Origin of the sequence: Salinarimonas chemoclinalis (assembly GCF_041514305.1) — a bacterium.
Taxonomy (GTDB): domain Bacteria; phylum Pseudomonadota; class Alphaproteobacteria; order Rhizobiales; family Beijerinckiaceae; genus Salinarimonas; species Salinarimonas chemoclinalis.
Genome location: NZ_JBGMWH010000007.1, coordinates 75,048 through 97,704 on the forward strand (window position 1 = coordinate 75,048; position 22,657 = coordinate 97,704).

Consider the following 22,657-nt stretch of genomic DNA (forward strand, 5'->3'; position numbering starts at 1 on the left):
GCGCACTTCGCCGGCTCAGTACACGCGCTGGCGCACGCGCTCGAGGCGCTCCAGGATGCGGTCGAGGTTGTCCGGGCGCACCATGAACTCCTGGAAGCCCTCCATGCCGGCCTTGGCCATCTCGGCCGGCGCGTCGCGGTCGAAGAACTGGGCGAGACCCTCGGCCGAGGAGAGCATCGCGAACCCCTCGTTCAGGAACTCGTCGTCCTCGATCGTCGCGCGCGAGTTGATCGGCAGCTGGCCGAGCTCGGCGTTGATGATCGTCTGGTTCTCCGCGTCGGCGACGTAGCGCAGGAAGGCGCGGGCGGCGTCCTTGTTGCGCGCCTGTGCCGGGATGTGGAAGGTGTCGGTGGGCGCCTCCTCGGCCATCGGGATGCTCGCGTCGATCGCCGGGAACTGGAAGAAGCCGAGCTGGTCGTCGGAGAGCCCCGCCTCGCGCAGCGGCGCGACGACGAAGTTGCCCATCAGGTACATGGCGGCGTCGCCCTGGACCATGAAGGGCAGCGCCTCCTGCCAGGAATAGGAGGTGTGGTTGTCGATGTAGGCGTTCATGTCGATGAGCTCGCGCCAGTTGGCGAAGGTCGCCCGCACGCGCTCGTCGGTCCACGGCACGCGGCCGGCGGTGAGGTCCATGTGGAACTCGTAGCCGTTGGTGCGCAGGTTGACGTAGTCGAACCAGCCCGCCGCGGTCCAGAGGAACTTCGTGCCGATGGCGAAGCACTTGACGCCGTTGTCGAGCAGCGTCTGGCAGTTCGCCTTGAAATCGTCCCAGGTCTCCGGCTCCGAGAGCCCGTACTGCGCGAACAGGTCCTCGCGATAGTACACGCCCCACTGATAATAGGTGTAGGGCACGCCCCACTGCTTGCCGTCCATCGTCATCGAGCCCTTGGTCGAGGCGAGATCGCGCGAGATCTCCTCGTCCCACAGGTCGGAGACGTCCTCGAAGAGCCCGGCCTCGACGTAGGGGGCCATGCGGTTGCCCGCGTGCCAGGTGGCGACGTCGGGCGCGTTGGCGGTGAGAAAGTTGCGCAGCTGCGTCTTGTAGGCCTCGCGGTCGATGATCGTCGTCTGGATCTCGAGGTCGGGATGCATCTCCTGGAAGCGCGCGATCATCCCCTCCATCGCGGCGCGGGGCGCCGGGTTCGACGTGTCGAGGAAGATACGCAGCTCGCCCGTGAGCGGGTCCTGCTGCGCGGCCACCGGCGCGGCGACGCCGGCGAGCATGGTCGCGGCGGCGAGAACGGCGAGCGTGGTCTTCGTGGCGGACGGCATTCGTGGTCTCCTCCCGGGAGGTTCCGACATCGGATTTGTTCCGAATAATGGAACCGTGTTTTGATTATTGAAAACGATGCCTCCCCTCGCTAGGCTTGTCAACCAGAAGAGCGCAGCCCGCGAATGCTGCGCCGCGGGATGGATACGAGCGGAGGGAACGGGCATGGACAAGCCCGCCGACGGCACGGTGGGGAAGGCGTTGACGCTGCTCGACGAGGTGGCCGGCTACGGCCGCCCCGTGCGCTTCGCCGAGATCCTCGCCGGCGCCGACCTGCCCAAGGCCACCCTCTACCGCCTGCTCCAGACGCTGGTGAGCCAGCGCATGCTGGCCTACGACGAGGCCGACCACACCTACGCGCTGGGCTCGCGCCTGATCCGCCTCGCCCACGCCGCCTGGCAGCAGACGACGCTGGCGCCTCTGGCGCGCCCGCATCTCGACCGCCTCTCCGAGGCGATCGGCGAGACCGTGCACCTCGCCAAGCTCGACAACGGCCAGGTCCTCTACGTCGACAAGCGCAACGCGCGCCGGCCGATACCGATGTTCTCGGACGCGGGCAAGATCGGCCCCGCCTACTGCACGGGCGTCGGCAAGGCGATGCTCGCCCATCTCGACGCGCCGGCGCTGGAGAAGGCGCTCGCGCAGCAGAGCTGGTATCCGCACACACCCGCGACACGGGTCTCGCCGGACGGACTGCGCGCCGAGCTCGCGGAGATCCGCGCGCGCGGCGTCGCCTTCGACCGCGAGGAGCACGAGCCCACGATCATCTGCGTCGCCGTGCCGATCCTCGACGAGGCCGGCCGCCCTCTCGGCGCGATGTCGGTGACGTCCTCGACGCTGCGGCATTCGCTGGACGACCTCGCGGCGCTGGCGCCGCGCCTCGCCGAGACCGCGGCGGCCATTGCCCGCGAGGCCGCCGCCTTCACCTTTCCCGGCGCGCGACGCGCCCCCAGCGACGGAGGGACGAGCGCATGACCGGCGTGAGCCTCGAGCGCGTGATCAAGCGCTACGGCGAGACACAGGTGATCCACGGCGTCGATCTCGAGATCGCCGAGGGCGAGCTGTGCGTCTTCGTCGGCCCGTCGGGCTGCGGGAAGTCGACGCTCCTGCGCATGATCGCCGGCCTCGAGGAGACGACCGGCGGGCGCATCGTCATCGCGGGTGAGGACGTCACCCGGGCCGACCCGTCCGAGCGCGGCGTCGCCATGGTCTTCCAGACCTACGCGCTCTACCCGCACATGACGGTCGCGCAGAACATGGGCTTCGGCCTGAAGATGACCGGGCACCCGAAGGGCGAGATCGCGAGGCGCGTGACGGAGGCCGCGCGCACGCTGCGGCTCGAGCCCTATCTCGCGCGCAAGCCGAAGGCGCTCTCCGGCGGCCAGCGCCAGCGCGTCGCCATCGGCCGCGCCATCGTGCGCGACCCCTCCGTGTTCCTGTTCGACGAGCCGCTCTCGAACCTCGACGCGGAATTGCGGGTCGAGATGCGCGTCGAGATCGCCCACCTGCACAAGGCGATGGGCGCGACGATGGTCTACGTCACCCACGACCAGGTCGAGGCGATGACGCTCGCCGACAAGATCGTCGTGCTGCGCGCCGGGCGCGTGGAGCAGGTGGGCGCGCCCCTCGCGCTCTACCAGGACCCCGACAACCGCTTCGTCGCGGGCTTCATCGGCTCGCCCTCGATGAACTTCCTCGACGGCCGCGCCGAGGCGGGCGGCGTCGCGATTCCCGCGCTCGGGCGCACTGTGGAGACGCCGGTGCGGCCCCGCGACGGCGCGGTGACGGTGGGCCTGCGCCCGGAGGACCTGACGCTCGCGCCCGGCGAGGGGCTCCGCGTCGACATCGTCGAGAACCTCGGCTCCGTCTGCCACGTGCACTGCGACGCGGGCACGGGCACGGGCACGGGCGCCGGCGCCCGGCTCGTGGTCGAGACCCGCGGCGCCCACGCCCCGCGCCCGGGCGCGCGGGTCGACGTCGTCGTCGACCCCGCCCGCGTCTACCTGTTCGATCCGCAGAGCGGGGCGCGGTTGCGGTAGCGGCCACTGTCACCCGCGGGTCGCGAAGCGGGCCCGGGGGCCCAGAACGGCGATCAGCCCCCCAGGATCCCCGGCAGCCTGAGCCCGTTCTCCCGGGCGCAGTCGAGCGCCTCCTCGTAGCCGGCGTCGGCGTGGCGCATGACGCCGGTGGCGGGGTCGTTCCACAGCACGCGGGCGATGCGCTTCGCCGCCGCCTCGGTGCCGTCGGCGCAGATCACCATGCCCGAATGCTGCGAGAAGCCCATGCCGACGCCGCCGCCGTGATGCAGCGACACCCAGGTCGCGCCGGACGCCGTGTTGAGGAGCGCATTCAACAGCGGCCAGTCCGAGACCGCGTCCGAGCCGTCCTTCATCGCCTCCGTCTCGCGGTTGGGCGAGGCGACCGAGCCCGAATCGAGATGGTCGCGGCCGATCACGACGGGCGCCTTCAGCTCACCCGTCGCAACCATCTCGTTGAAGGCGAGGCCGAGCTTGTCGCGCAGGCCGAGCCCGACCCAGCAGATCCGCGCCGGCAGACCCTGGAAGGCGATGCGCTCCCGGGCCATGTCGAGCCAATTGTGCAGGTGCCCGTCGCCGGGGGTGAGCTCCTTCACCTTGGCGTCGGTCCGGTAGATGTCCTCCGGGTCGCCCGACAGCGCCGCCCAGCGGAAGGGGCCGATGCCGCGGCAGAACAGCGGGCGGATGTAGGCCGGCACGAAGCCCGGGAACGCGAAGGCGTTCTCGAGCCCCTCCTCCTTCGCCACCTGACGGATGTTGTTGCCGTAGTCGAGCGTCGGCACGCCGGCGTTCCAGAAGGCCACCATCGCCTCGACATGGGTGCGCATCGACGCGCGGGCCGCGTGCTCCACGGCCGCGGGATCGCTCTCGCGCTTCTCGCGCCATTCGGCGACCGTCCAGCCCGCGGGGAGATAGCCGTTGATCGGGTCGTGGGCGGAGGTCTGGTCGGTGACGACGTCCGGGCGCACGCCCCGGCGCACGAGCTCGGGCACGATCTCGGCGGCGTTGCCGAGCAGGCCCACCGATTTCGCCTCGCCGGCCTTCGTCCAGCGCTCGACCATCGCGAGCGCCTCGTCGAGGCTGTCCGTCTTCTCGTCCACGTAGCGGGTGCGAAGGCGGAAATCGATGCGGTCCGGGTCGCACTCGATCGCGAGGCAGGAGGCGCCCGCCATCACGGCGGCGAGGGGCTGAGCGCCGCCCATGCCGCCGAGCCCCGCGGTGAGGATCCAGCGGCCCTTCAGGCTGCCTCCGTAGTGCTGGCGCCCGGCCTCGACGAAGGTCTCGTAGGTGCCCTGCACGATGCCCTGCGTGCCGATGTAGATCCAGGAGCCCGCGGTCATCTGGCCGTACATCGCCAGCCCCTTGCGGTCGAGCTCGTTGAAATGTGCCCAGGTCGCCCAGTGCGGCACGAGGTTCGAGTTCGCGATCAGCACCCGTGGTGCGTCCGCGTGGGTGCGGAAGACGCCGACCGGCTTGCCGGACTGGACGAGCAGCGTCTCGTCCTCGCCGAGATCGGTGAGCGCGGCGACGATGGCGTCGAAGTCCCCCCAGGTCCGCGCCGCGCGCCCGATGCCGCCGTAGACCACGAGCTCGTGCGGGTTCTCCGCCACCTCCGGGTCGAGATTGTTCATGAGCATCCGCAGCGGCGCCTCGGTGAGCCAGCTCTTCGCCGTGAGCTGCGGCCCGCGGGGCGCGCGGACGGTACGGGCGTTGTGACGCGGGTCGGTCATCGTGTCGTCTCCTCCAGGAGCGCCGGCAGGACGCCCTCGGCGATCACCGCGGCGAGGGCGCCCGTCGCGACGAGGTCGCGGGCGGCGGCGATGTCGGGGGCGAGCGTACGGTCGGCCTCGAGCGGCGGCGAGACCGCCCGGATGGCCGCGAGCGCCTCGACGAGCGCCGGGCTCGTCACGAGCGGCGCACGCAGCTCCACGCCCTGCGCGGCGGTCAGCGCCTCGATGCCGACGATGCCGTAGAGGTTCTCCGTCATGGGCAGCAGGCGTCGCGCGCCGTGGCAGGCCATGGAGACGTGGTCCTCCTGGTTGGCGGAGGTCGGCGTCGAATCGACCGAGGCCGGATGCGCCATCTGCTTGTTCTCGGACATCAGCGCCGCCGAGGTCACCTCCGCGATCATCAGGCCGGAGTTCAGCCCCGGGCTCTTCGCGAGGAAGGCGGGCAGGCCGAAGGAGAGCGCGGGGTCGACGAGGAGCGCGATGCGCCGCTGCGTCACCGAGCCGATCTCGGCCACCGCCAGCGCGATCTGATCGGCGGCGAAGGCCACGGGCTCGGCGTGGAAGTTGCCGCCCGAGACGACGCTGTCGTCGGAGAGGACGAGCGGGTTGTCGGTCACCGCGTTCGCCTCGATCTCGAGCGTCGCCGCCGCCTGGCGCAGCAGGTCGAGGCAGGCGCCCGCGACCTGCGGCTGGCAGCGGATGCAATAGGGGTCCTGCACCCGCTCGTCGCCCTCGCGATGCGCCTCGCGGATGCCCGAGCCCTCGAGCAGCGTGCGCAGCGCGACGCCGACGTCGATCTGCCCGCGATGGCCGCGCAGCGCGTGGATCTCGGCGCGGAACGGCGCGGGTGAGCCCATGGCGGCGTCCGTCGACAGCGCGCCGGTGACGATCGCCGCCCGCAGCGCCCGGTGGGCCTCGAACAGGCCCGCGAGCGCGAGCGCGGTGGAGACCTGCGTGCCGTTGATGAGCGCGAGCCCCTCCTTCGCCGCGAGCCGCACCGGCGCGAGCCCCGCGCGGGCGAGCGCGGCGGCGCCGGGCAGCCTCTCGCCGTCGACGACGGCCTCGCCCTCGCCGATCATCACGAGCGTCATGTGCGCGAGCGGCGCGAGGTCGCCGGAGGCGCCGACCGAGCCCTTCTCGGGGACGACCGGCAGCACGTCGCGGGCGAGCATGCCCTCGATCAGCCGCACGATCTCCGGCCGCACCCCCGAAGCGCCGCGCCCGAGCGAGATCAGCTTCGAGGCCATGACCAGCCGCACCACCGGCGCCGGCAGCGGCGCGCCGAAGCCGCAGGCGTGGGAGCGGATCAGGTTCTCCTGGAGCGTCGCCACGTCGCCCGCCGGGATGCGGATCGAGGCGAGCTTGCCGAAGCCGGTGTTCACCCCGTAGATCGGCTCGTCCCCCGCCGCGATCTGCGCGATGCGCGCGGCGGAGTGCGCGATCCCGGCGTCGCAGGCGGGGTCGAGCCGCGCGGGCGCGCCGGCGCGGTAGATGCGCTCGAGCGTGGCGAGCGGCACCCGCCCGGGCTCGAGCACGAGGGGCGCGTCGGTCGGGCTCATCGGGGCACCTCCTCCCCCGCGACGACGCGGGCGTGCAGCGGGTCGAAGCCGATGCGATAGACGAGCTCGGCCGGGGTCTCGACGTCCCATATCGCGAGATCCGCCGCCTTGCCGGGCTCGAGCGTGCCGATCTCGGCCAGGAGCCCGAGCGCGCGCGCCGCCTCGCGGGTCGTGCCGGCGAGGCACTCGCTGGGGGTGAGGCGAAACAGGGTGGCGGCCATGTTCATGGCGAGCAGCAGCGAGGTCAGCGGCGAGGAGCCGGGATTGCAGTCGCTCGCCAGCGCGATCCCCACCCCCGCCGCGCGCAGCGCCGCGACCGGCGGTGCCTGCGTCTCGCGCAGCGTGTAGAAGGCGCCGGGCAGGAGCACCGCCACGGTCCCGGCCTTCGCCATGGCGGCGACGCCGGCCTCGTCGAGGTACTCCAGATGGTCCGCGGACAGCGCGCCGCGGGACGCCGCGAGCGCAGCGCCGCCGAGGTTCGAGAGCTGCTCGGCGTGCAGCTTCACGGGGAGGCCGAGGGCGCGGGCGGCGTCGAAGACGCGGGCGATCTCGGCGGGCGAGAAGGCGATGCCCTCGCAGAAGCCGTCGACCGCGTCGACGAGGCCGCGGGCATGCGCCTGCTCCAAGCCCGGCAGGACCACCTCGTCGATGTAGTCGCCCGCCCGGCCGGCGAACTCGGGCGGCACCGCGTGCGCCGCGAGCCAGGAGGTGACGACCCGCACGCGCCGCTCGGTCCCCAGCCGGCGCGCGGCCTCGAGCATGGCGATCTCGGTCTCGACGGCGAGGCCGTAGCCGGACTTCACCTCGATCGTGGTCACGCCCTCGGCGAGGAAGGCGTCGAGCCGCGGCAGGGCGGCGGCGACGAGCCCGTCGACGTCGAGCGCGCGGGTGGCGCGCACGGTGGACAGGATGCCGCCGCCGGCCCGCGCGATGTCCTCGTAGCGCGCGCCCTCGAGCCGCATCTCGAACTCGCGGGCGCGGTCGCCGCCGTGGACGACGTGGGTGTGGCAGTCGACGAGGCCGGGCGTGATCCAGCGCCCGTCGCAGGCGACGACCTCGGCCCCGCGCGCCGCCTCCGCGGGAAGGTCCCGCTCGGGTCCCGCCCAGACGATGCGCCCGTCGCGGGCGAGGACCGCGCCGGCCTCGACGGCACCGATCCCGGGTCGGCCGGGGGCGAACGTGGCGAGCCGGGCGTCGCGCCACAGGCGCGCCGGGCGGGTCTGCTGCGCACGCTGGTCTGCCGCCATGCCGGGCCTCCCTGATGGGCCCAATTGTCTATACAAATCGGGCTCTGGTGCAAGCGGAATCGCGGGCGCCCCCGCCCCGCGCTTGTCGGTCGGCGGCGGCACCCCTACCTTGCACGCGATCCCCTTCGGCGTGAACGCGCCCGCACCCGAGCCCCCGCCGCCGATCCCCCGGACCCGGAGACCGCCCGTGCCCTCCCTCGCCGAACGCCTGCGCTTCCTCGTCTCGCCGCGCTTCCGCGCCGCGCATCCGCTCGTGCCGGTGGTGCGGCTCGCCGGCGCGATCGGGGTCGGGGTGGGCCTGCGCCAGGGACTGAGCTTCCAGGGTGTCGCGTCCGCGCTGGAGCGGGCCTTCTCCATGCCCGGCGCGAAGGGCGTGGCGCTCCTCGTCAACTCGCCGGGCGGCTCGCCGACCCAGTCGCACCTGATCCACCGCCGCATCCGGCTGCTGGCGGCGGAGAAGAAGCTGCCGGTCTGGGCCTTCTGCGAGGACGCCGCGGCCTCGGGCGGCTACATGGTCGCCTGCGCCGCGGACGAGATCTTCGCCGACCCGAACTCGATCGTCGGCTCGATCGGCGTCGTCTCCGGCGGCTTCGGATTCCACGAGCTGATCGGGCGCTGGGGCATCGAGCGGCGGCTCTACACGACGGGCGAGAACAAGGCGATCCTCGACCCGTTCCAGCCGGAGGACCCCGCCGACGTCGCGCGCCTGCGCACGATCCAGGAGCGGATCTTCACGGGCTTCAAGGATCTCGTGATCGAGCGCCGCGGCGCGCGGCTCGACAGGACGCAGGAGGCCGAGCTGTTCTCCGGCGCCTTCTGGGCGGGGGAGGACGCGAAAGCGCTGGGCCTCGTCGACGGCATCGGCGAGATCCGCACGACGCTGCGCGAGAAGCTCGGCGAGAAGGTGCGCCTGCGCCTCGTCCAGCCGCCGCGCCCGGGCCTCGTCGCGCAGATCCTGCGCCGCGGGCCGCAGCAGGAGGAGCCCTTGGCGGGGCTGCGGGGCGCGCTCGGGACCGGCCTCGTCGATCCCCGCGCGGCGCTCGCGACGCTGGAGGAGCGCGCGCTCTGGGCGAGGCTCGGGCTATGACGGCGGCCGGCGACGCCCCGCGGGAGACCGTGAACGGCCACGTTCGCCACTGGTGGAAGGAGGCCGTGTTCTACCAGGTCTGGCCGCGCTCCTTCCAGGATACGAACGGCGACGGCATCGGCGACATCCCGGGCGTCATCGCGCGGCTCGACCACGTCGCCGCGCTCGGCGTCGACGCGATCTGGCTCTCGCCGCACTACGACAGCCCCAACGTCGACAACGGGTACGACGTGCGCGACTACCGGAAGGTCGGCGCCGAGTTCGGCACGATGGCGGATTTCGACGCGCTGCTCGCCGCCGTGAAGGCACGCGGCATGCGGCTCATCGTCGACATGGTGGTCAACCACTCGAGCGACGAGCACGCTTGGTTCGTCGAGAGCCGCGCCTCGACGGAGAGCGAGAGGCGCGACTGGTACGTCTGGCATCCGGGCCGCGACGGCGGCGCCGCGCCGCCCAACGACTGGCGCTCCTTCTTCGGCGGCTCGGCCTGGGCGCGCGACGACGCGACCGGCGAGTGGTACATGCATCTCTTCCACGAGAAGCAGCCCGACCTGAACTGGGACAGCGCGCCCGCGCGCGCGGCGATCTTCGAGGCGATGCGCTTCTGGCTCGACAAGGGCGTCGACGGCTTCCGCCTCGACGTCATCGCCTTCGTCTCCAAGGATCCGGCCTTCCCGGACTACCCGCCCGAGCACCGCGACGCGCCGGAATACTACCACGCGGACGGCCCGCGCCTGTTCGAGCACCTGTGCGACATGCGCCGGGAGGTCTATCGCGGTGGCGACGAGGTGGCGCTCGGCGAGGCGTTCGGCGTGCCGCTGCCACGCGCGGCACGGCTCGTCGCCGAAGGGTCGGGGCCGCTCGACATGCTCATCCACTTCGACGCGGTGCGCATCGACCGCGCCGGCATGTGGCGCTGGAAGCCCGTGCCGCTGCCCACGTTCAAGCGCGTCTTCACCGACATGGAGCGGCTGCTCGGCCGCACCGCCTGGCGGGCGGTCTCGCTGTCGAACCACGACAACCCGCGCCTCGTCTCGCATTTCGGCGACGACGGGCCGCGCCGGCGGGTGCGCTCCGCCTGCCTGCTGGCGACGCTGACGCTGACGCTCAAGGGCACGCCGATCGTCTACCAGGGCGACGAGATCGGCATGACGAACTACCCCTTCGCCACGATCGAGGACTACGACGACGTCGAGGGCAAGGGCGCCTGGTCGGACTGGGTCGAGACCGGGAAGGTCGGGGCGGGCGAGTTCCTGGACAACCTCTGGCGCACCTCGCGCGACCACGCGCGCACGGCGATGCAATGGGACGACGGGCCGAAAGCGGGCTTCACCACCGGCACGCCCTGGTTCCACGTCCACCCCGATCACGACACGGTCAACGCCGCCGCCGCGCGGGCGGACGACGCGTCCGTCTACCACGCCTACCGGCGGCTGATCGCGCTGCGCAAGGCGTGCCCCGCGCTCGTCTACGGCGACTTCCGCGACCACCTGCCCGACGACCCGCGCCTGTTCGTCTACGAGCGGCGGATCGGCGCCGAGGCCTGCCTCGTGGCGCTGAACATGTCGGGGGAGGACGCCTCCTTCGCCGCGCCGGAGGGGTTCGCCGGCGCCGCGCTCGTCCTCGTCGACGGCGTCTCGCCGCGGGAGTCCGAGCCGCTCGGCAGGAGCGTCGACCTCGAGCCCTGGGAATCGCGGATCTGGCACCTCGCGGGGTCGTGAGGGGCGCGCGCATTCGTCTCGCTTTGCGCGGGAACGATGCCGGCCTAAGCTCCTTCCTGCGGGGGTGACGCGCGCCCCGTGGCGCGCGCGGCGACGAGGTGCGCATGAGCGACGAGCGCGAGCCGGTCCGGCTCAGCAAGAGGCCCGTCTCCGAGAGGCCCGTCTCCGAGAGGCCCGGCTCCGAGAGGCCCGGCTCCGAGAGGCCCGGCTCCGAGATGCCCGTCTCGGAGCCCGCGGCCCGAGCGTCTCGCCGACGTGCGAGCCGGCCGGGAGGCGCGCGCGCCGGCGGGTTCCTCGCCGGCTTCCTCTCCCGCCTTCGTCCCGACCGCGAGCCCGCCGATCCCCGCGATCGGCTCGATCGTCTCGTGCGCCGCGCCGGCCTCGCGCTCCTGTGGGAGCGGGCCTGGCCGGCGCTGTGGGCGCCGCTCGCGGTCGCCATCGCCTTCCTCTCCGTCTCCTGGCTCGGCCTGTGGGTCGGCGTGCCGCCGACCTGGCGCATGGCCGGCGCAGGCCTGTTCGCGCTCGCCTTCCTCGCCGCGCTCGTGCCGCTGGCGCGGCTCGCACTGCCCGGCGGGCGGATCGGGCGTGGCGCGGCGCTCGCGCGGCTCGACCGCGAATCGGGCCTTCCCCACCGCCCCGCCTCGACCTTCGAGGACGGACTCGCGGTCGGCGGTGGCGACCCGGGCTCGCGGGCGCTCTGGGCGCTGCACCGCGCCCGCGCCGAGCGCGCGCTCGGCGCGCTCAAGGCCGGCACGCCCCGGCCGGGCATGGCGCGGCGCGACCGCTACGCCCTGCGCGGGGCGGGCGTTCTCGTGCTGGCGGCGAGCGCCTTCGTCGCGGGTCCCGAGATCGGCGCGCGGGTCGGCGCGGCCTTCGACTGGCGCGCGCCCGTGCCCGCGGTGCCTGACTACCGCATCGACGGCTGGATCGACCCGCCGCTCTACACCCGCCGCCCGCCGCTGATGATCGACCTCGCCTCCGGCGGCGCCGACATGCGCGTGCCGGTGGGCTCGCGCGTCGTGGTGCGCGTCGCCGGCCGCGCCGACGCACGGATCGAGGCCGTGGGCGATCTCGTCGCCATCGAGGACGACGCCGCCGCCGCCCGTGCGCCCGTGACCCTGCGCGAGGGGGCGGCCGGCGCCGCGATCGCCGCGCCGGCGATCGTCGAGAGCCGCTTCCGCCTCGATGGCGACGGCGAGCTGACGGTGCGCACGGGGCTCGCGCCGGACGGAATCCTCTCACTCGAGGCGATCCCCGACACGCCGCCGACGATTCGCTTCGCCGGGCCGCCGGAGCCGGGCCAGCGGGGCGTCCTGGCGCTGCGCTACGAGGGTGGCGACGACTACGGCATCGCCCGTGTCGTGGGCGATGTTCGGCGGGCCGACGCCCCGGCCGTCGGCCGCACGCTGGTACCGCCGCCGACCCTCGACCTCCCGGTCCCCGCGACCGGCGCCAACGATCCGGTCTCCGAGGAGATCGACCTCTCCGAGCACTATTGGGCGGGCGCGCCGATCGACCTCGCCCTCGTCGCCACCGACGACGCCGGCCAGGAGGGGCGCAGCGAGACCGTTTCGCTGATCCTGCCGCAGCGGCCCTTCTTCGACCCGCTGGCCCGCGCCCTCGTCGAGCAGCGCCGCAACCTCGTCTTCGCGCCCGACGACCGCCGCCGGGTGCAGGTCGCGCTCGACGCGCTCCTGATCGAGCCCGCGCGCTTCACGCCGGAATGGGGCGTCTTCCTCGGCCTGCGCGCCGCGGCGAGCCGCCTGCGGGAGGCGCAGGACGACGAAGACCTCGTCGCCCTCGCCGACTGGCTGTGGGAGATGGCGGTCCAGATCGAGGACGGGGACCTCAGCCAGGCGCAGCGCGATGCGCTCGCCGCCGCCGAGCGGCTCGAGGAGGCGATGGAGCGCGGTGCGCCGCAGGACGAGATCGACCAGCTGATGGCCGAGCTGCGCGAGGCGATGGATCGCATGCTGCGCGAGCTCGCCGAGCAGATGATGCGCGAGGAGCAGAACCGCGAGCAGGCGGAACTGCCGCCCGACGCCGACACGCGGACGCTCTCGCGCCAGGACCTCGACCGGATGATGGAGGCGCTCGAGGAGGCCATGCGCCAAGGCGACACGGCGCGGGCCGAGGAGCTGATGAACCAGCTGCGCGACATCATGCGCAACCTCCAGACCGCCCGCCCCGACAGCCGCATGTCGGACCCGATGGCCCGCGAGATGGACCGCCAGATGAACGAGCTCGACGAGCTCATGCGCGGCCAGAGCGAGCTGCGGGACGAGACGTTCCAGGAAGGACAGCAGGGCCAGCAGGGAGAGCAAGGCCAGCAGGACGGCTCGCTGTCCGAGCGCCAGCAGGCGCTGCGCGAGCGGCTCGAGGACCTGCAACGGTCGATGCGCGAACTCGGCATGGAGGGCGAGCAGGGCCTCTCCGACGCCGAGCAGGCGATGCGCGACGCCGAGGGCGCGCTCGGCGAGGGTGAGCAGGGCCGGGCGGTCGAGGACCAGGGCCGGGCGCTCGAGGGCCTCCAGCGCGGCATGCAGGGCATGGCCCAGCAGATGCAGGAGATGATGGGCGAGGGCCAGGGCGACGAGGCCGGCCAGCCGGGCCGCCCCGGCCAGCGCGGACGCGCCGACGCGATGGCCGACGACCCGCTCGGCCGCCCGACCCGCGGGCGCGACTTCTCCGACGGCGACGTGCGCGTCCCCGAGGCCGGCGAGAGCGCGGCCCAGCGCGCCCGGCGCATCATGGAGGAGCTGCGCGACAAGCTCGGCGACCCGACCCGCCCGCGCGAGGAGCTCGACTATTTCGAGCGGCTGCTGCGCTCGAATTGAGGGGACTGCCTCACCCGCCCCCGCACCGCTCCGCCAGCGCCGCGCAGCGAGCCGCGAACCGCGCCTGCGCCTCGCTCGCGGGCCAGGGCTCGAGCCAGCCGGCGACGTCCCGCGGCGCGCCGTCGGGCGTGCCGAAGAAGGCGCGGGCCTCCGCGTCGGCGAAGCCGGCGAGCCGCGTGGCCTCGAGGTAGGCGGCGGTGCGGTCGGCGCGCTTGGTGAGCTTGACGAGCGCCTGCGACGGGATCGCGCGCAGGCCGAAGCGCAGGCGGATGGCCGCGAGCAGCCGCGCCTCGACCTCCTTGTAGACGTCGCCGATCACCGCCTTGAAGGGCGAGATCATGTCGCCGATGACGTATTCCGGCGCGTCGTGCAGGAGCACGCCGAGGCGCTCGTCGTCGCGGGCGTCCGGCGCGAGGCGGCGCGCCACGTCCTCGACGAGGAGGGAGTGCTGCGCCACCGAGAAGATCCGGCCGCCCCGCGTCTGCCCGTTCCAGCGCGCCACGCGGGCGAGGCCGTGGGCGATGTCGTCGAGCTCGATGTCCAGCGGCGAGGGATCGAGCAGGTCGAGGCGCCGGCCCGACAGCATGCGCTGCCAGGCGCGCGGGGCGGCCTCCTTGCGTGCCATCGTCTCAGCGGGTCTCGGCGTGGGCCGCGCAGGCCGCGTGGCGGCAGCAGCCGACGAGGTGATCGTTGGTCATGCCGGTCGCCTGCATGAAGGCGTAGACGATGGTGGGGCCGCAGAAGCCGAAGCCCTCGGCCTTGAGCGCCTTCGACATCCGCTCCGCCGCGGGCGTCTTCGTGGGCGCCTCGGCCCGCGTGCGCAGGTTCGGCTGCACCGGCCGACCGTCGACGAAGTCCCACAGGAAGGCGGAGAAGGAGCCGCGCTCCTGGATCGCGAGCCAGGCCCGGGCGCCGCGGATCGTCGCCTCGATCTTGGCCCGGTTGCGCACGATGCCGGGGTCCGCCATCAGCGCGGCGACCTTCGCCTCGTCCCAGCGGGCGATCGCGTCGGGCGCGAAGCCGTCGAACGCCTCGCGGAAGCGCGGGCGCTTCCTCAGGATGGTGATCCAGGCGAGGCCCGCCTGGAAGCCGTCGAGGATCAGCTTCTCGAACAGCGCCCGGTCGTCGTATTCCGGCACGCCCCATTCGCCGTCGTGGTAGGCGACGTAGAGCGGGTCGGTGCCCGGCCACCAGCAGCGGTCGAGGCCGTCGTCGTGGCGAACGAGCGAGTCGGTCATCGTGGTCAGTACCGTGGCCCGAACGGCGAGACGTCGAAGGAGTAGGACAGGCCCACGCCGAGACCGAACTGGTCGCGCGAGCCGCGGAAGCGGACGAGCGGCGCGTCGGCGACGTCGCCCATGAGGCGATCGTAGCGCGCGTAGCCCATCGCCGTCCACGATTGCGTGAGCGCCACCTGGGCGGAGGCGAGCATGCCTATGGAGCGCAGGCCGGGATCGGGATCGTAGACCGGCAGGCCGGAGCGGGCCGATTGCAGCGCGTCGACGCCGAAATACGTGTCCATGTAGTCGTTGCTCGCCAGGCGCACGCGCGGACCGATCGAGAGGGCGAAGGACGGCTCGGGCCGCACCACCCAGTCCGCGCCGAGGTCGGTGAGGATGCCGTCGTGGCCGTTGAAGCCGCGGCGCACGTCCACGGACAGGCGCAGCACGTCGGACGCCCAGATCTCGGCGAAGACGCCGATCTCGCCGGCCCACCTCACGTCGCCGAGACCCCGCAGATCCGCCGAGGCGCTCTCCTCGCGCGCCCCGCGGAAACCGCCGGAGATCCCGACCCGCAGGCGGTCGTGCTCCAGCAGACCCAACCGCAGCCCGTCGTCGGGGGCCTTCCACTGCGACCGCGTGCCGGCGCGGCGCACGGAGAAGATCGGCAGCGGCCGGAAGCGCATCTCGTCCGAGCCCTCGAACACCGGCACGGCCGCCCCGCGCGCGCCGACCGTCACGGTCCAGTCCCCGCGCAGGAAGTCGAGCGCGGTGGCGGGCGTGGTGACCAGCGCGCCGAGGGCGGCGCCTGCGAGGAGCACGAGCGGGCGGGAGGGCATGACGAGAGATCTCCGGAATACGCGACTGCGGGAGCGTTGACGAGAGTTGAAGGAAACCCGTCAATCCTTCGTTAATCTACCCCGATACCGGGCGTCTCGAACCCGATCCAGGAGGGCCGCTCCAGCGTCAGCCCGTGCCCGCCCGCGGCGAGCGGCGTGCCGGCTGCGATCGCGTCGGCGGCGCGGTCGAGGCGCACCATGACGAGCCCGCGACCACCGGCCGCGCTGCCCGTGGTGCCGATCCCGCGCTCGCCTGCGCGGATCTCCGTTCCCGGCGCGGGGGCGACGTCGGCCGCGAAGCGGGCCGGCAGGATGCGGGTGCGCGCCGTGCCGCGGTGCTGCATGCGCGAGACGACCTCCTGGCCGACGTAGCAGCCCTTGGCGAAGTCGACGCCGGCGAGCTGGTCCATCAGCGCCTCGTGCGGGAAGGTCTCGCCGAAGGCGAAGTCCCGCCCGCCCTCCGGCACGCCGAGCGCGATGCGCCGGGCATGGAAGGCGTCCTCGGTCGCATCCTCCAGCGCCGCCGCCTGCGCGGCGGGCACGATCGCGCGCCAGCCGAGCGCGGGCAGTCGCGGGTCCGGGCCGGCGACGACGCCCTCGCCCGCAGGCGGCGGCGCGTCCCAGCCCGCGAGCACCGCACGCTCCGAGGAGCGATCCGCGATCGCGACCTTCGCGCGCAGCTTGTAGAATCCGAGCCGCTTGGCCAAATCCGCCGCCTGCGCGCCCGGCGCGTCGAGGAGCAGCGTCGGCCCCTCGGCGCCGGCGACGCGGTGGATGACGAAGTCGAACAGGATCTTGCCCTGGGGCGTCAGCAGCGCCCCGAAGAGCGGCGGCCCGTCCGCCCGCTCGTCGACGTCGCAGGTCACGAGCCCGTCGAGGAACGAGACCGCCTGAGGGCCGGAGATCTCGATCACGGCGCGGTCGGCGAGATGGGCGACGGGCATGGGCGGCGGCTCCAGGGCGTGCCGCGGCGACGCTCGCGGCACCCCCGATCTAGGCGGTCCCGGCCGCCGTCTCAAGGCGGGCGGTCCCCATCGGCGCCCTCCGCGATCGTCTCACCCGCGATCGTCCATGCCGCGCAGCCACTCGATGATCGCCGAGAAGTCCCGCCCGCCGTTCCCCTGGCCGGCGAACAGCGCGTAGAGTTGCGCCGCCTCGGCGCCGAGCGGCGTCGCGGCGCCGGCCGCGTTGGCGGCGGCCTGGGCGAGGCGCAGGTCCTTGAGCATCAGGTCGGCGGCGAAGCCCGGCGCGTAGCCCTTGTTCGCCGGCGAGGTCGGCACGGGGCCGGGCACCGGGCAGTAGGTCGTCAGCGACCAGCACTGCCCCGACGAGGTGGAGGCGACGTCGAACAGCGCCTGGTGCGAGAGGCCGAGCTTCTCGCCCAGCGCGAAGGCCTCGGCGACGCCGATCATCGAGATGCCGAGGATCATGTTGTTGCAGATCTTCGCCGCCTGGCCCGCGCCCGGCCCGCCGCAATGCACGACCTTCTTCCCCATCGCGTCCAACACCGGCTTCGCCCGCGCGAACGCCTCGTCCGAGCCGCCGGCCATGAAGGTGAGCGTCCCCGCGCTCGCCCCGCCGACGCCGCCGGAGACCGGCGCGTCGAGCGAGAGGCAGCCCTGCGCCTGCGCGAGCGCGTGCGCGGCGCGCGCGCTGTCGACGTCGATCGTCGAGCAGTCGACGAGGAGCGCCCCCTTCGCGCAGGCGGGCAGGATCGCCTCCCACACGGCCTTCACGTGCCGACCGGCGGGAAGCATCGTCACGACGACCTCGGCCTGCGACACCGCCTCCTCGGCGCTCGCCGCGACCGTGGCGCCCGCGGCCCGCGCCGCCTCCTGCGCCGCCGGCGCGAGGTCGAACCCCACGACGGCGTGCCCGGTCCTCACGAGGTTTCCGGCCATCGGCGCGCCCATGTTGCCGAGCCCGATGAAGGCGATCGTGGTGGCGGTCATCAGAAGTCTCCCCGGTTCGCGACCCGCGGCGAGAGGAAGCACGTCGGCGCGCGGGTGTCGAGGCCGGGGCGCGGACGCGGGCATCCGCACGGGGAGACGCCCGGGCGGCGCGACGGCTCGTCGAAGCTTGACGGCGAAAGCAGAGCTGCTATCTTCGGTTATCACTCACGCGCGCGTAACTTCCTTCCGTAGCGATATGCCCCGAGAGGTCCATCCCGATGGAACCGACGCCCATCCCCGACGCCGTCCGCGCGCTGTGTAACGAGCTCGACAGACCGTTCTACCTCTACGATCGCACGAGGATCGAGGAGAACATCCGCCGCTTCCGCTCGATCTCCTATCCGCACACGAAGATCCACTTCGCCAGCATGGCGAACGACAACCCGGTGCTCCTCGGGATGCTGCGGGACAACGGCTTCGGCCTGTTCGTCAACTCCCTCAAGCATCTCGCGCTCGCGGACGCCGCGGGGATCGACGACGTGATCTTCGCCAGCACCGGCGTGCCGGAGCACGTGATGCGCCGGCTCGTCCAGCGCGGCGTGTGGGTCAACCTCGATTCGGTCGACCAGGTCGCGCTGTTCGGCCGCCTCTCGCCGGGAGGCCGGGCGGGCCTGCGTCTCAACATCGACGAGAAGTCGAAGAACAACGTCTTCATCGGCGCCGAGAGCCGCATCGGGGTCATGGAGAGCGAGATCGACGCCGCCTTCGACGCCGCGCGCGCCGCCGGCGTCACGCTGACGGGTCCGCACGTCTATCTCGGGACCGACGTGACGGACATCGCCGACCTCGTCGCGGGCGTGGACCGGACGATCGCGCTCTCCGACGCCTTCGCCGAGCTCGCGTTCGTCGACCTCGGCGGCGGCTTCCCGCTCGAGGCGGAGCGCTTCGACTTCGCGGCCTACGACGCGGCGCTGAACGAGCGCATGACGTGCCTCGCAGAGCGGCGCGGGCGCGCCGTCCAGCTCGTGCTGGAGCCCGGGCGGGCGATGTTCGGCGACGCCGCCCGGTTCTACGTCCAGGTCACGGACGTGAAGGAGCGGCCCGACCGCTGGATCGTCTGCACCAACGCGAGCGCGAGCCTGATCCCGCGGGCGATGTTCTACGAGGACTACAACCCCGTCGCCCCCGCCTTCCCCGACGGCGAAGCGCCCTTCGACAAGCCGGTGGACATCGTCGGCGCGACCACCTACTCGCGCGACTTCATGGCGCGCGGCGTGACGCTGCCGCGGGTACGGATCGGCGACTGGCTGCGCTTCGACCACGCCGGCAGCTACTGCTACTCGATGATCACCCGCTTCCTCGGCCAGGACATGCCCCCCGAATACCTCCGGGCGCCGGACGGCACGCCCGTGCTGATCCGGGAGGGCGAGCGCTTCCTCGAGGAGGCGGTGTGATGGCGCAGGCCGACGGCTGGCCCGCGGGCCGCTGGACGCAGGAGCATCTCGCCGAGGGCGAGATGCACTGCCACCGCATCGACGCCACGCTGCACCGGGCGGGCTCCGGCCTGCAGACGATCGAGGTCGTCGAGACCGGCGGCTACGGCCGCGGCCTGTTCCTCGACGGGCGCGTGCAGCACGTCGAAGCGGACGAGTACATCTACAGCGAGGCGATCGTGCACCCGCCCGCGGTGATGCTCGGGGCGCGCTGCCGGCGCGTGCTCGTGGTCGGCGGCGGGCCGGGCGGGGTCGTGCGCGAGGCGCTGCGCCACCGCGGCGTGGAGAGCGTCGTCCAGGTCGAGATCGACGCCGCCGTGCTCGACCTGTGCCGGACCTGGTTCGCCCACGTCGCGCAGGGCTGCTACGACGATCCGCGGGTGGAGGTCGTCATCGCCGACATCCGCGACTTCGCCCGCCGCACGGACCGGCGCTTCGATCTCGTCGTCAACGACATCAGCGAGCCGATGGAGGGCACGCCGGCGGCGGGCCTGTTCGAGGCGCCGATGCTCGACGCGCTCGCCTCGCTGCTGTCGCCGGAGGGGGTCTTCGTCACCTGGGCGGGGTCGGCCGGGCCGCGCTCGGACGACCTCGCGCGGGCGATCGACCGGGCGGTCTCGGACCGGCTGCCGCACACGGCGCGCTGGCTCTGCCACCCGCAGGCCTACGGCACCTCCTGGCTCACGGTCGCGGGATCGCACGCGCCGCTCGACCCGTGGCGGCTGTCCGCCGCCGAGATAGACGCCTGGCTCGCCGCGCGGGTCGCGGGCGAGACGATGCTCTACGACGGCGAGACCCACGTCCACATGTTCAGCCTGCCCAAGGACGTCCGCCGCCGGCTCGCGACGCGCGACGCCGGCCCCGCCGTCCTGAAGGTCGGCCCCGCGACGGAGGCGGCGCGATGAGCCCGGCGGACGCGACGGGCGGCCACGCCGCCGCCCCGGAGGACTTCGACGCGACGCGGCGTCTCTACGACGAGGCGATGGCGGGCAACACGATCATCCACGATCTCGTCTACCCGGAGGTCTTCGGCGCCGACGAGTATGTCGGCCAGTTCAGCGACAACAGCGCGAGCGAGCTCGCCGCGCTCGGCGCGGCGATGGCGCTGCCGGCGGGTGCGCGGGTGCTCGACGTCGGCTGCGGGCGCGGCGCGGTCGCCGCCTTCCTGGCCGAGCGCCTCGGCTGGCGGGTGACGGGCATCGACCTCGCGGGCGTCCCCCTCGCCGACGCGGAGCGCCGGCGCCGGACGCTCCCGCCGGAGCTGGCCGATCGGCTGGGTTTCGTGGCCGGCAACGTATACGACCACGCCTTCGACGCCCCCTTCGACGGGATCTACGGGACGGGCGCCTTCTGCCATTTCGAGGCCGACCGGCTGTTCGCCCGTGCCCGCGCGCTGCTGCGCCCGGGCGGGCGCATCGCCTTCATGGAGCGGGTGCGCATCGGCGCGATCGCGCCCGACGACTGGCACCGCCTGACGGTCGAATGGCGCTGCCCCTCCGTCTACACGATCGCGGAGTACGAGCGCGCGCTCGCCGCCGCCGGCTTCGCGGACGCGCGCGTCACCGACATGACGGAGACCTTCCGGACGTGGCAGGAACGCTCCGTCACCGTCCGCGAGGCGCTGGCGGAGGCGATCGTCGCGCGCACGTCGGAGGCCTACCACCGCACCGCGCTCGCGCACGCCCGCTACGAGGCGGACGTCACCCGTGCGGGCGGGCTCGGCTACGCGCTCGTCGTCGCCACGCGCGGTCCCGAGCCGGGGGACACGCCGTGACCCGCCGTCTCCCGCAGCAGCTCGCGCCCGGCGAGACGCACGAGCACCGCGTCGACCGCGTGCTCGCGCACGGGCGCACCGCGATTCAGGGCTGGGAGCTGCTCGAGCTCGGGATCTACGGCCCCGCGCTCGTGCTCGACGGCGCGATCCAGTCCACCGCGGGGGACGAGGCCTGTTACCACGAGGCCCTCCACATGCCCGCGCAGATGGCGCGTCCCGATGCGCGGCGCGTGCTCCTGATCGGCGGCGCCAACGGCGCCTCGCTGCCCCGCGTCCTGCTGTTGCCGGCGCTCGAGCACGTCACCCTCGTCGACGTCGACGCCGAACTGCACGCGGTCTCGCGCACGGCGCGGGCGGGCCTGCACGGCACCAGCCTCGAGGACCCGCGCCTCGACCTCGTCTTCGGCGCGCCGGACGCGGAGGTCGCGGCGCTCGCCGCCGCCGGCGCGCGTTTCGACCTCGTGATCGCCGACACACCGGATGCCACCGAGGGGAGCTATTCCGCGCGCCTCTTCGCGGCCGAGCGGATCGGCGCGATCCGCGACCTGCTCGCGCCCGGCGGGCTGTTCGTGACGCAGGCGGGGCAGGCCCACCCCCTCGCCTGCGGCTTCACCGCGCGGGTGCTGGCGACCCTGCGCGGCGCCTTCGCGGACGTCGCGCTCTACACCCACAACGTCCCGAGCTTCGGCACGCCGTGGTGCTTCGCGATCGCGGGCGGGGACCTCTCGGCCCTGCACGCCCTCGAGCCGGCCACGATCGAAGCGCGCCTCGCCCGGCTTCCCGCGGGCGCCCTCGTCGCCTACGACGGGGAGACCCACCGTCACATGCTCGCGCTGCCGCGCGCCCTGCGCGAGGCGCTCGCGCGCGCGGCGCCGACGGCCGAGCCGATCCGACTCGACGCGCCCGCGCACGTCGTCGTCGCGGGCTGAGCCCCGCGGCGCGCGCCACCCGACCCAATGAGCCCGATCACCCCCATGTCCATTCCCGTCGCGTTGCTGCTCGGCATCCTGGTCAACTGCATCTGGGGCTTCGCCTTCCTCGTCCCCCACCTGCTCTCGCAGGTCGACCCGGTGCTGCTCACGCTCGGCCGCTACCTCTGCTATGGCGCCGTCTCCGCCGTGATCCTCGCGACCTGGCGCGGGGCGAGCCTCGGCTTCATGACGCGGGCGGACTGGCGCATGGCGCTCGCCCTCGCCTTCACCGGCAACGTCGGCTACTACGCCCTCGTCGTGGTCGCGATCCAGCTCGGCGGCGTGCCGATCGCCGCGCTCGTGATCGGCACGCTGCCGGTGACGATGGCGGTGATCGGCAACCTCGCGCAGCGCGAGTTCCCGTTCCGCGTCCTCCTGCCGTCGATCGCTCTGATCCTGTCGGGGCTCGTCCTGCTCAACGGCCACGCGCTGACCCGCGCGGACGACGACGTCGCCGCCGCGCGCACCGCCTGGGGCCTCCTCGCGGCGATCGGCGCGCTCTGCCTGTGGACCTGGTACGGCATCCGCAACGCGCAATACATGAAGGCGCACCGCCACATCGACGCGAACGCCTGGTCGGTGGCGATCGGGCTCGCCACGGCGGGGCTCTCGCTCGCGGCCCTGCCCCTCGTCCTCGCCGCGCACGCCGTGGTGCCGGCGGTCGATCTCGCCGTGCTCGACGACGCGCGCCTGCTCGCCGCGCTGGTCGCCGCGAGCCTGTTCCTCGGGATCGTGGTCTCGTGGCTGGCCACCGTGCTGTGGAACCGGGTGGCCCGGGTCCTGCCGGTCGCCATGGCCGGGCAGCTCGTCGTGTTCGAGACGCTGTCGAGCCTCGTCTACGCCTTCGTGGCGGACGGGCGCTGGCCCCAGCCCGTCGAGTTCGGGAGCGCCGCGCTGATCCTCGGGGGCGTGGTGTTCGGCATCCGCGCCACCCTGCGCCGCGGCGACCTCGCGGCCGCCTGAGACTGTCGCTCGGCCGCG

The 22,657-nt window shown here is 73.4% G+C and carries 19 protein-coding genes and 1 pseudogene; 11 read left to right on the forward strand and 9 right to left on the reverse strand.

Annotation, left to right across the window (positions count from 1 at the left end):
- Positions 1 to 15: 15 nt before the first annotated feature.
- Positions 16 to 1,272, reverse strand: a complete 1,257-nt coding sequence (locus AB9M23_RS13140; protein ID WP_372425007.1) for an ABC transporter substrate-binding protein — start codon at positions 1,270 to 1,272, stop codon at positions 16 to 18.
- A 163-nt stretch (positions 1,273 to 1,435) separates the two neighbouring features.
- Between AB9M23_RS13140 and AB9M23_RS13145 the strand changes: the two genes are divergently transcribed.
- Positions 1,436 to 2,245 (forward strand): IclR family transcriptional regulator, encoded by an 810-nt coding sequence (locus AB9M23_RS13145; RefSeq protein ID WP_372425008.1) that lies wholly within the window; start codon positions 1,436 to 1,438, stop codon positions 2,243 to 2,245.
- The gene (locus AB9M23_RS13150) at positions 2,242 to 3,309 is read left to right on the forward strand and encodes an ABC transporter ATP-binding protein (protein WP_372425009.1); all 1,068 of its coding nucleotides are present in this window, start codon (positions 2,242 to 2,244) and stop codon (positions 3,307 to 3,309) included. The genes AB9M23_RS13145 and AB9M23_RS13150 overlap by 4 nt, the downstream gene beginning before the upstream one ends.
- 53 nt (positions 3,310 to 3,362) lie before the next feature.
- Here the strand turns inward: AB9M23_RS13150 and hutU are convergent, their stop codons facing one another.
- From hutU to hutI, 3 genes are read right to left on the reverse strand one after another with little or no spacing between them, the layout of a single operon-like run.
- Positions 3,363 to 5,036, reverse strand: a complete 1,674-nt coding sequence (gene hutU, locus AB9M23_RS13155; protein WP_372425010.1) for a urocanate hydratase — start codon at positions 5,034 to 5,036, stop codon at positions 3,363 to 3,365.
- The gene (gene hutH, locus AB9M23_RS13160; RefSeq protein WP_372425011.1) at positions 5,033 to 6,595 is read right to left on the reverse strand and encodes a histidine ammonia-lyase; all 1,563 of its coding nucleotides are present in this window, start codon (positions 6,593 to 6,595) and stop codon (positions 5,033 to 5,035) included. The genes hutU and hutH overlap by 4 nt, the downstream gene beginning before the upstream one ends.
- Complete coding sequence (gene hutI, locus AB9M23_RS13165; protein WP_372425012.1) at positions 6,592 to 7,842, reverse strand: imidazolonepropionase; 1,251 nt, start codon at positions 7,840 to 7,842, stop codon at positions 6,592 to 6,594. Before hutI ends, hutH begins: the two co-directional genes overlap by 4 nt.
- A gap of 187 nt (positions 7,843 to 8,029) precedes the next feature.
- Between hutI and AB9M23_RS13170 the strand changes: the two genes are divergently transcribed.
- From AB9M23_RS13170 to AB9M23_RS13185, 4 genes and pseudogenes are all read left to right on the forward strand, one after another.
- Positions 8,030 to 8,929 (forward strand): S49 family peptidase, encoded by a 900-nt coding sequence (locus AB9M23_RS13170; protein ID WP_372425013.1) that lies wholly within the window; start codon positions 8,030 to 8,032, stop codon positions 8,927 to 8,929.
- Positions 8,930 to 8,958: 29 nt separating this feature from the next.
- Positions 8,959 to 10,650, forward strand: a complete 1,692-nt coding sequence (locus AB9M23_RS13175) for a glycoside hydrolase family 13 protein (RefSeq protein WP_372425014.1) — start codon at positions 8,959 to 8,961, stop codon at positions 10,648 to 10,650.
- Positions 10,651 to 10,714: 64 nt separating this feature from the next.
- Positions 10,715 to 10,837: pseudogene (locus AB9M23_RS13180) on the forward strand (hypothetical protein); the annotation flags it as partial.
- 28 nt (positions 10,838 to 10,865) lie between these two features.
- The gene (locus tag AB9M23_RS13185) at positions 10,866 to 13,487 is read left to right on the forward strand and encodes a TIGR02302 family protein (protein ID WP_372425113.1); all 2,622 of its coding nucleotides are present in this window, start codon (positions 10,866 to 10,868) and stop codon (positions 13,485 to 13,487) included.
- Between the two features lie 10 nt (positions 13,488 to 13,497).
- Here the strand turns inward: AB9M23_RS13185 and AB9M23_RS13190 are convergent, their stop codons facing one another.
- The 5 genes from AB9M23_RS13190 to mmsB all read right to left on the reverse strand — a co-directional run bounded on the left by AB9M23_RS13190 (position 13,498) and on the right by mmsB (position 17,498).
- Positions 13,498 to 14,112 carry an HD domain-containing protein gene (locus tag AB9M23_RS13190; protein ID WP_372425015.1) on the reverse strand — a complete coding sequence of 205 codons (615 nt, stop codon included), beginning with the start codon at positions 14,110 to 14,112 and terminating at the stop codon, positions 13,498 to 13,500.
- 4 nt (positions 14,113 to 14,116) lie between these two features.
- Positions 14,117 to 14,725 (reverse strand): DNA-3-methyladenine glycosylase I, encoded by a 609-nt coding sequence (locus tag AB9M23_RS13195; protein ID WP_372425016.1) that lies wholly within the window; start codon positions 14,723 to 14,725, stop codon positions 14,117 to 14,119.
- A gap of 5 nt (positions 14,726 to 14,730) precedes the next feature.
- Positions 14,731 to 15,546, reverse strand: coding sequence for a MipA/OmpV family protein (locus tag AB9M23_RS13200; RefSeq protein WP_372425017.1), 816 nt, complete (start codon positions 15,544 to 15,546; stop codon positions 14,731 to 14,733).
- A gap of 71 nt (positions 15,547 to 15,617) precedes the next feature.
- Positions 15,618 to 16,490: a CAF17-like 4Fe-4S cluster assembly/insertion protein YgfZ gene (gene ygfZ, locus AB9M23_RS13205; RefSeq protein WP_372425018.1), complete on the reverse strand. Its 873-nt coding sequence runs from the start codon at positions 16,488 to 16,490 to the stop codon at positions 15,618 to 15,620.
- Positions 16,491 to 16,601: 111 nt separating this feature from the next.
- Positions 16,602 to 17,498, reverse strand: a complete 897-nt coding sequence (gene mmsB, locus AB9M23_RS13210) for a 3-hydroxyisobutyrate dehydrogenase (protein WP_372425019.1) — start codon at positions 17,496 to 17,498, stop codon at positions 16,602 to 16,604.
- A 218-nt stretch (positions 17,499 to 17,716) separates the two neighbouring features.
- Here mmsB and AB9M23_RS13215 point away from each other — a divergent pair, with 218 nt between their 5' ends.
- From AB9M23_RS13215 to AB9M23_RS13235, 5 genes are read left to right on the forward strand one after another with little or no spacing between them, the layout of a single operon-like run.
- The gene (locus tag AB9M23_RS13215) at positions 17,717 to 18,892 is read left to right on the forward strand and encodes a diaminopimelate decarboxylase family protein (protein ID WP_372425020.1); all 1,176 of its coding nucleotides are present in this window, start codon (positions 17,717 to 17,719) and stop codon (positions 18,890 to 18,892) included.
- Positions 18,892 to 19,836 carry a spermine/spermidine synthase domain-containing protein gene (locus AB9M23_RS13220; RefSeq protein ID WP_372425021.1) on the forward strand — a complete coding sequence of 315 codons (945 nt, stop codon included), beginning with the start codon at positions 18,892 to 18,894 and terminating at the stop codon, positions 19,834 to 19,836. Before AB9M23_RS13215 ends, AB9M23_RS13220 begins: the two co-directional genes overlap by 1 nt.
- Positions 19,833 to 20,705 carry an SAM-dependent methyltransferase gene (locus tag AB9M23_RS13225; protein ID WP_372425022.1) on the forward strand — a complete coding sequence of 291 codons (873 nt, stop codon included), beginning with the start codon at positions 19,833 to 19,835 and terminating at the stop codon, positions 20,703 to 20,705. The genes AB9M23_RS13220 and AB9M23_RS13225 overlap by 4 nt, the downstream gene beginning before the upstream one ends.
- Entirely contained in the window at positions 20,702 to 21,634 is a 933-nt protein-coding gene (locus AB9M23_RS13230; protein ID WP_372425023.1) for a spermine/spermidine synthase domain-containing protein, read from the forward strand. The genes AB9M23_RS13225 and AB9M23_RS13230 overlap by 4 nt, the downstream gene beginning before the upstream one ends.
- A gap of 45 nt (positions 21,635 to 21,679) precedes the next feature.
- A complete protein-coding gene (locus AB9M23_RS13235) occupies positions 21,680 to 22,639 on the forward strand; it encodes a DMT family transporter (RefSeq protein ID WP_372425024.1) in 960 nt (319 codons plus the stop codon).
- Positions 22,640 to 22,657 lie beyond the last annotated feature (18 nt).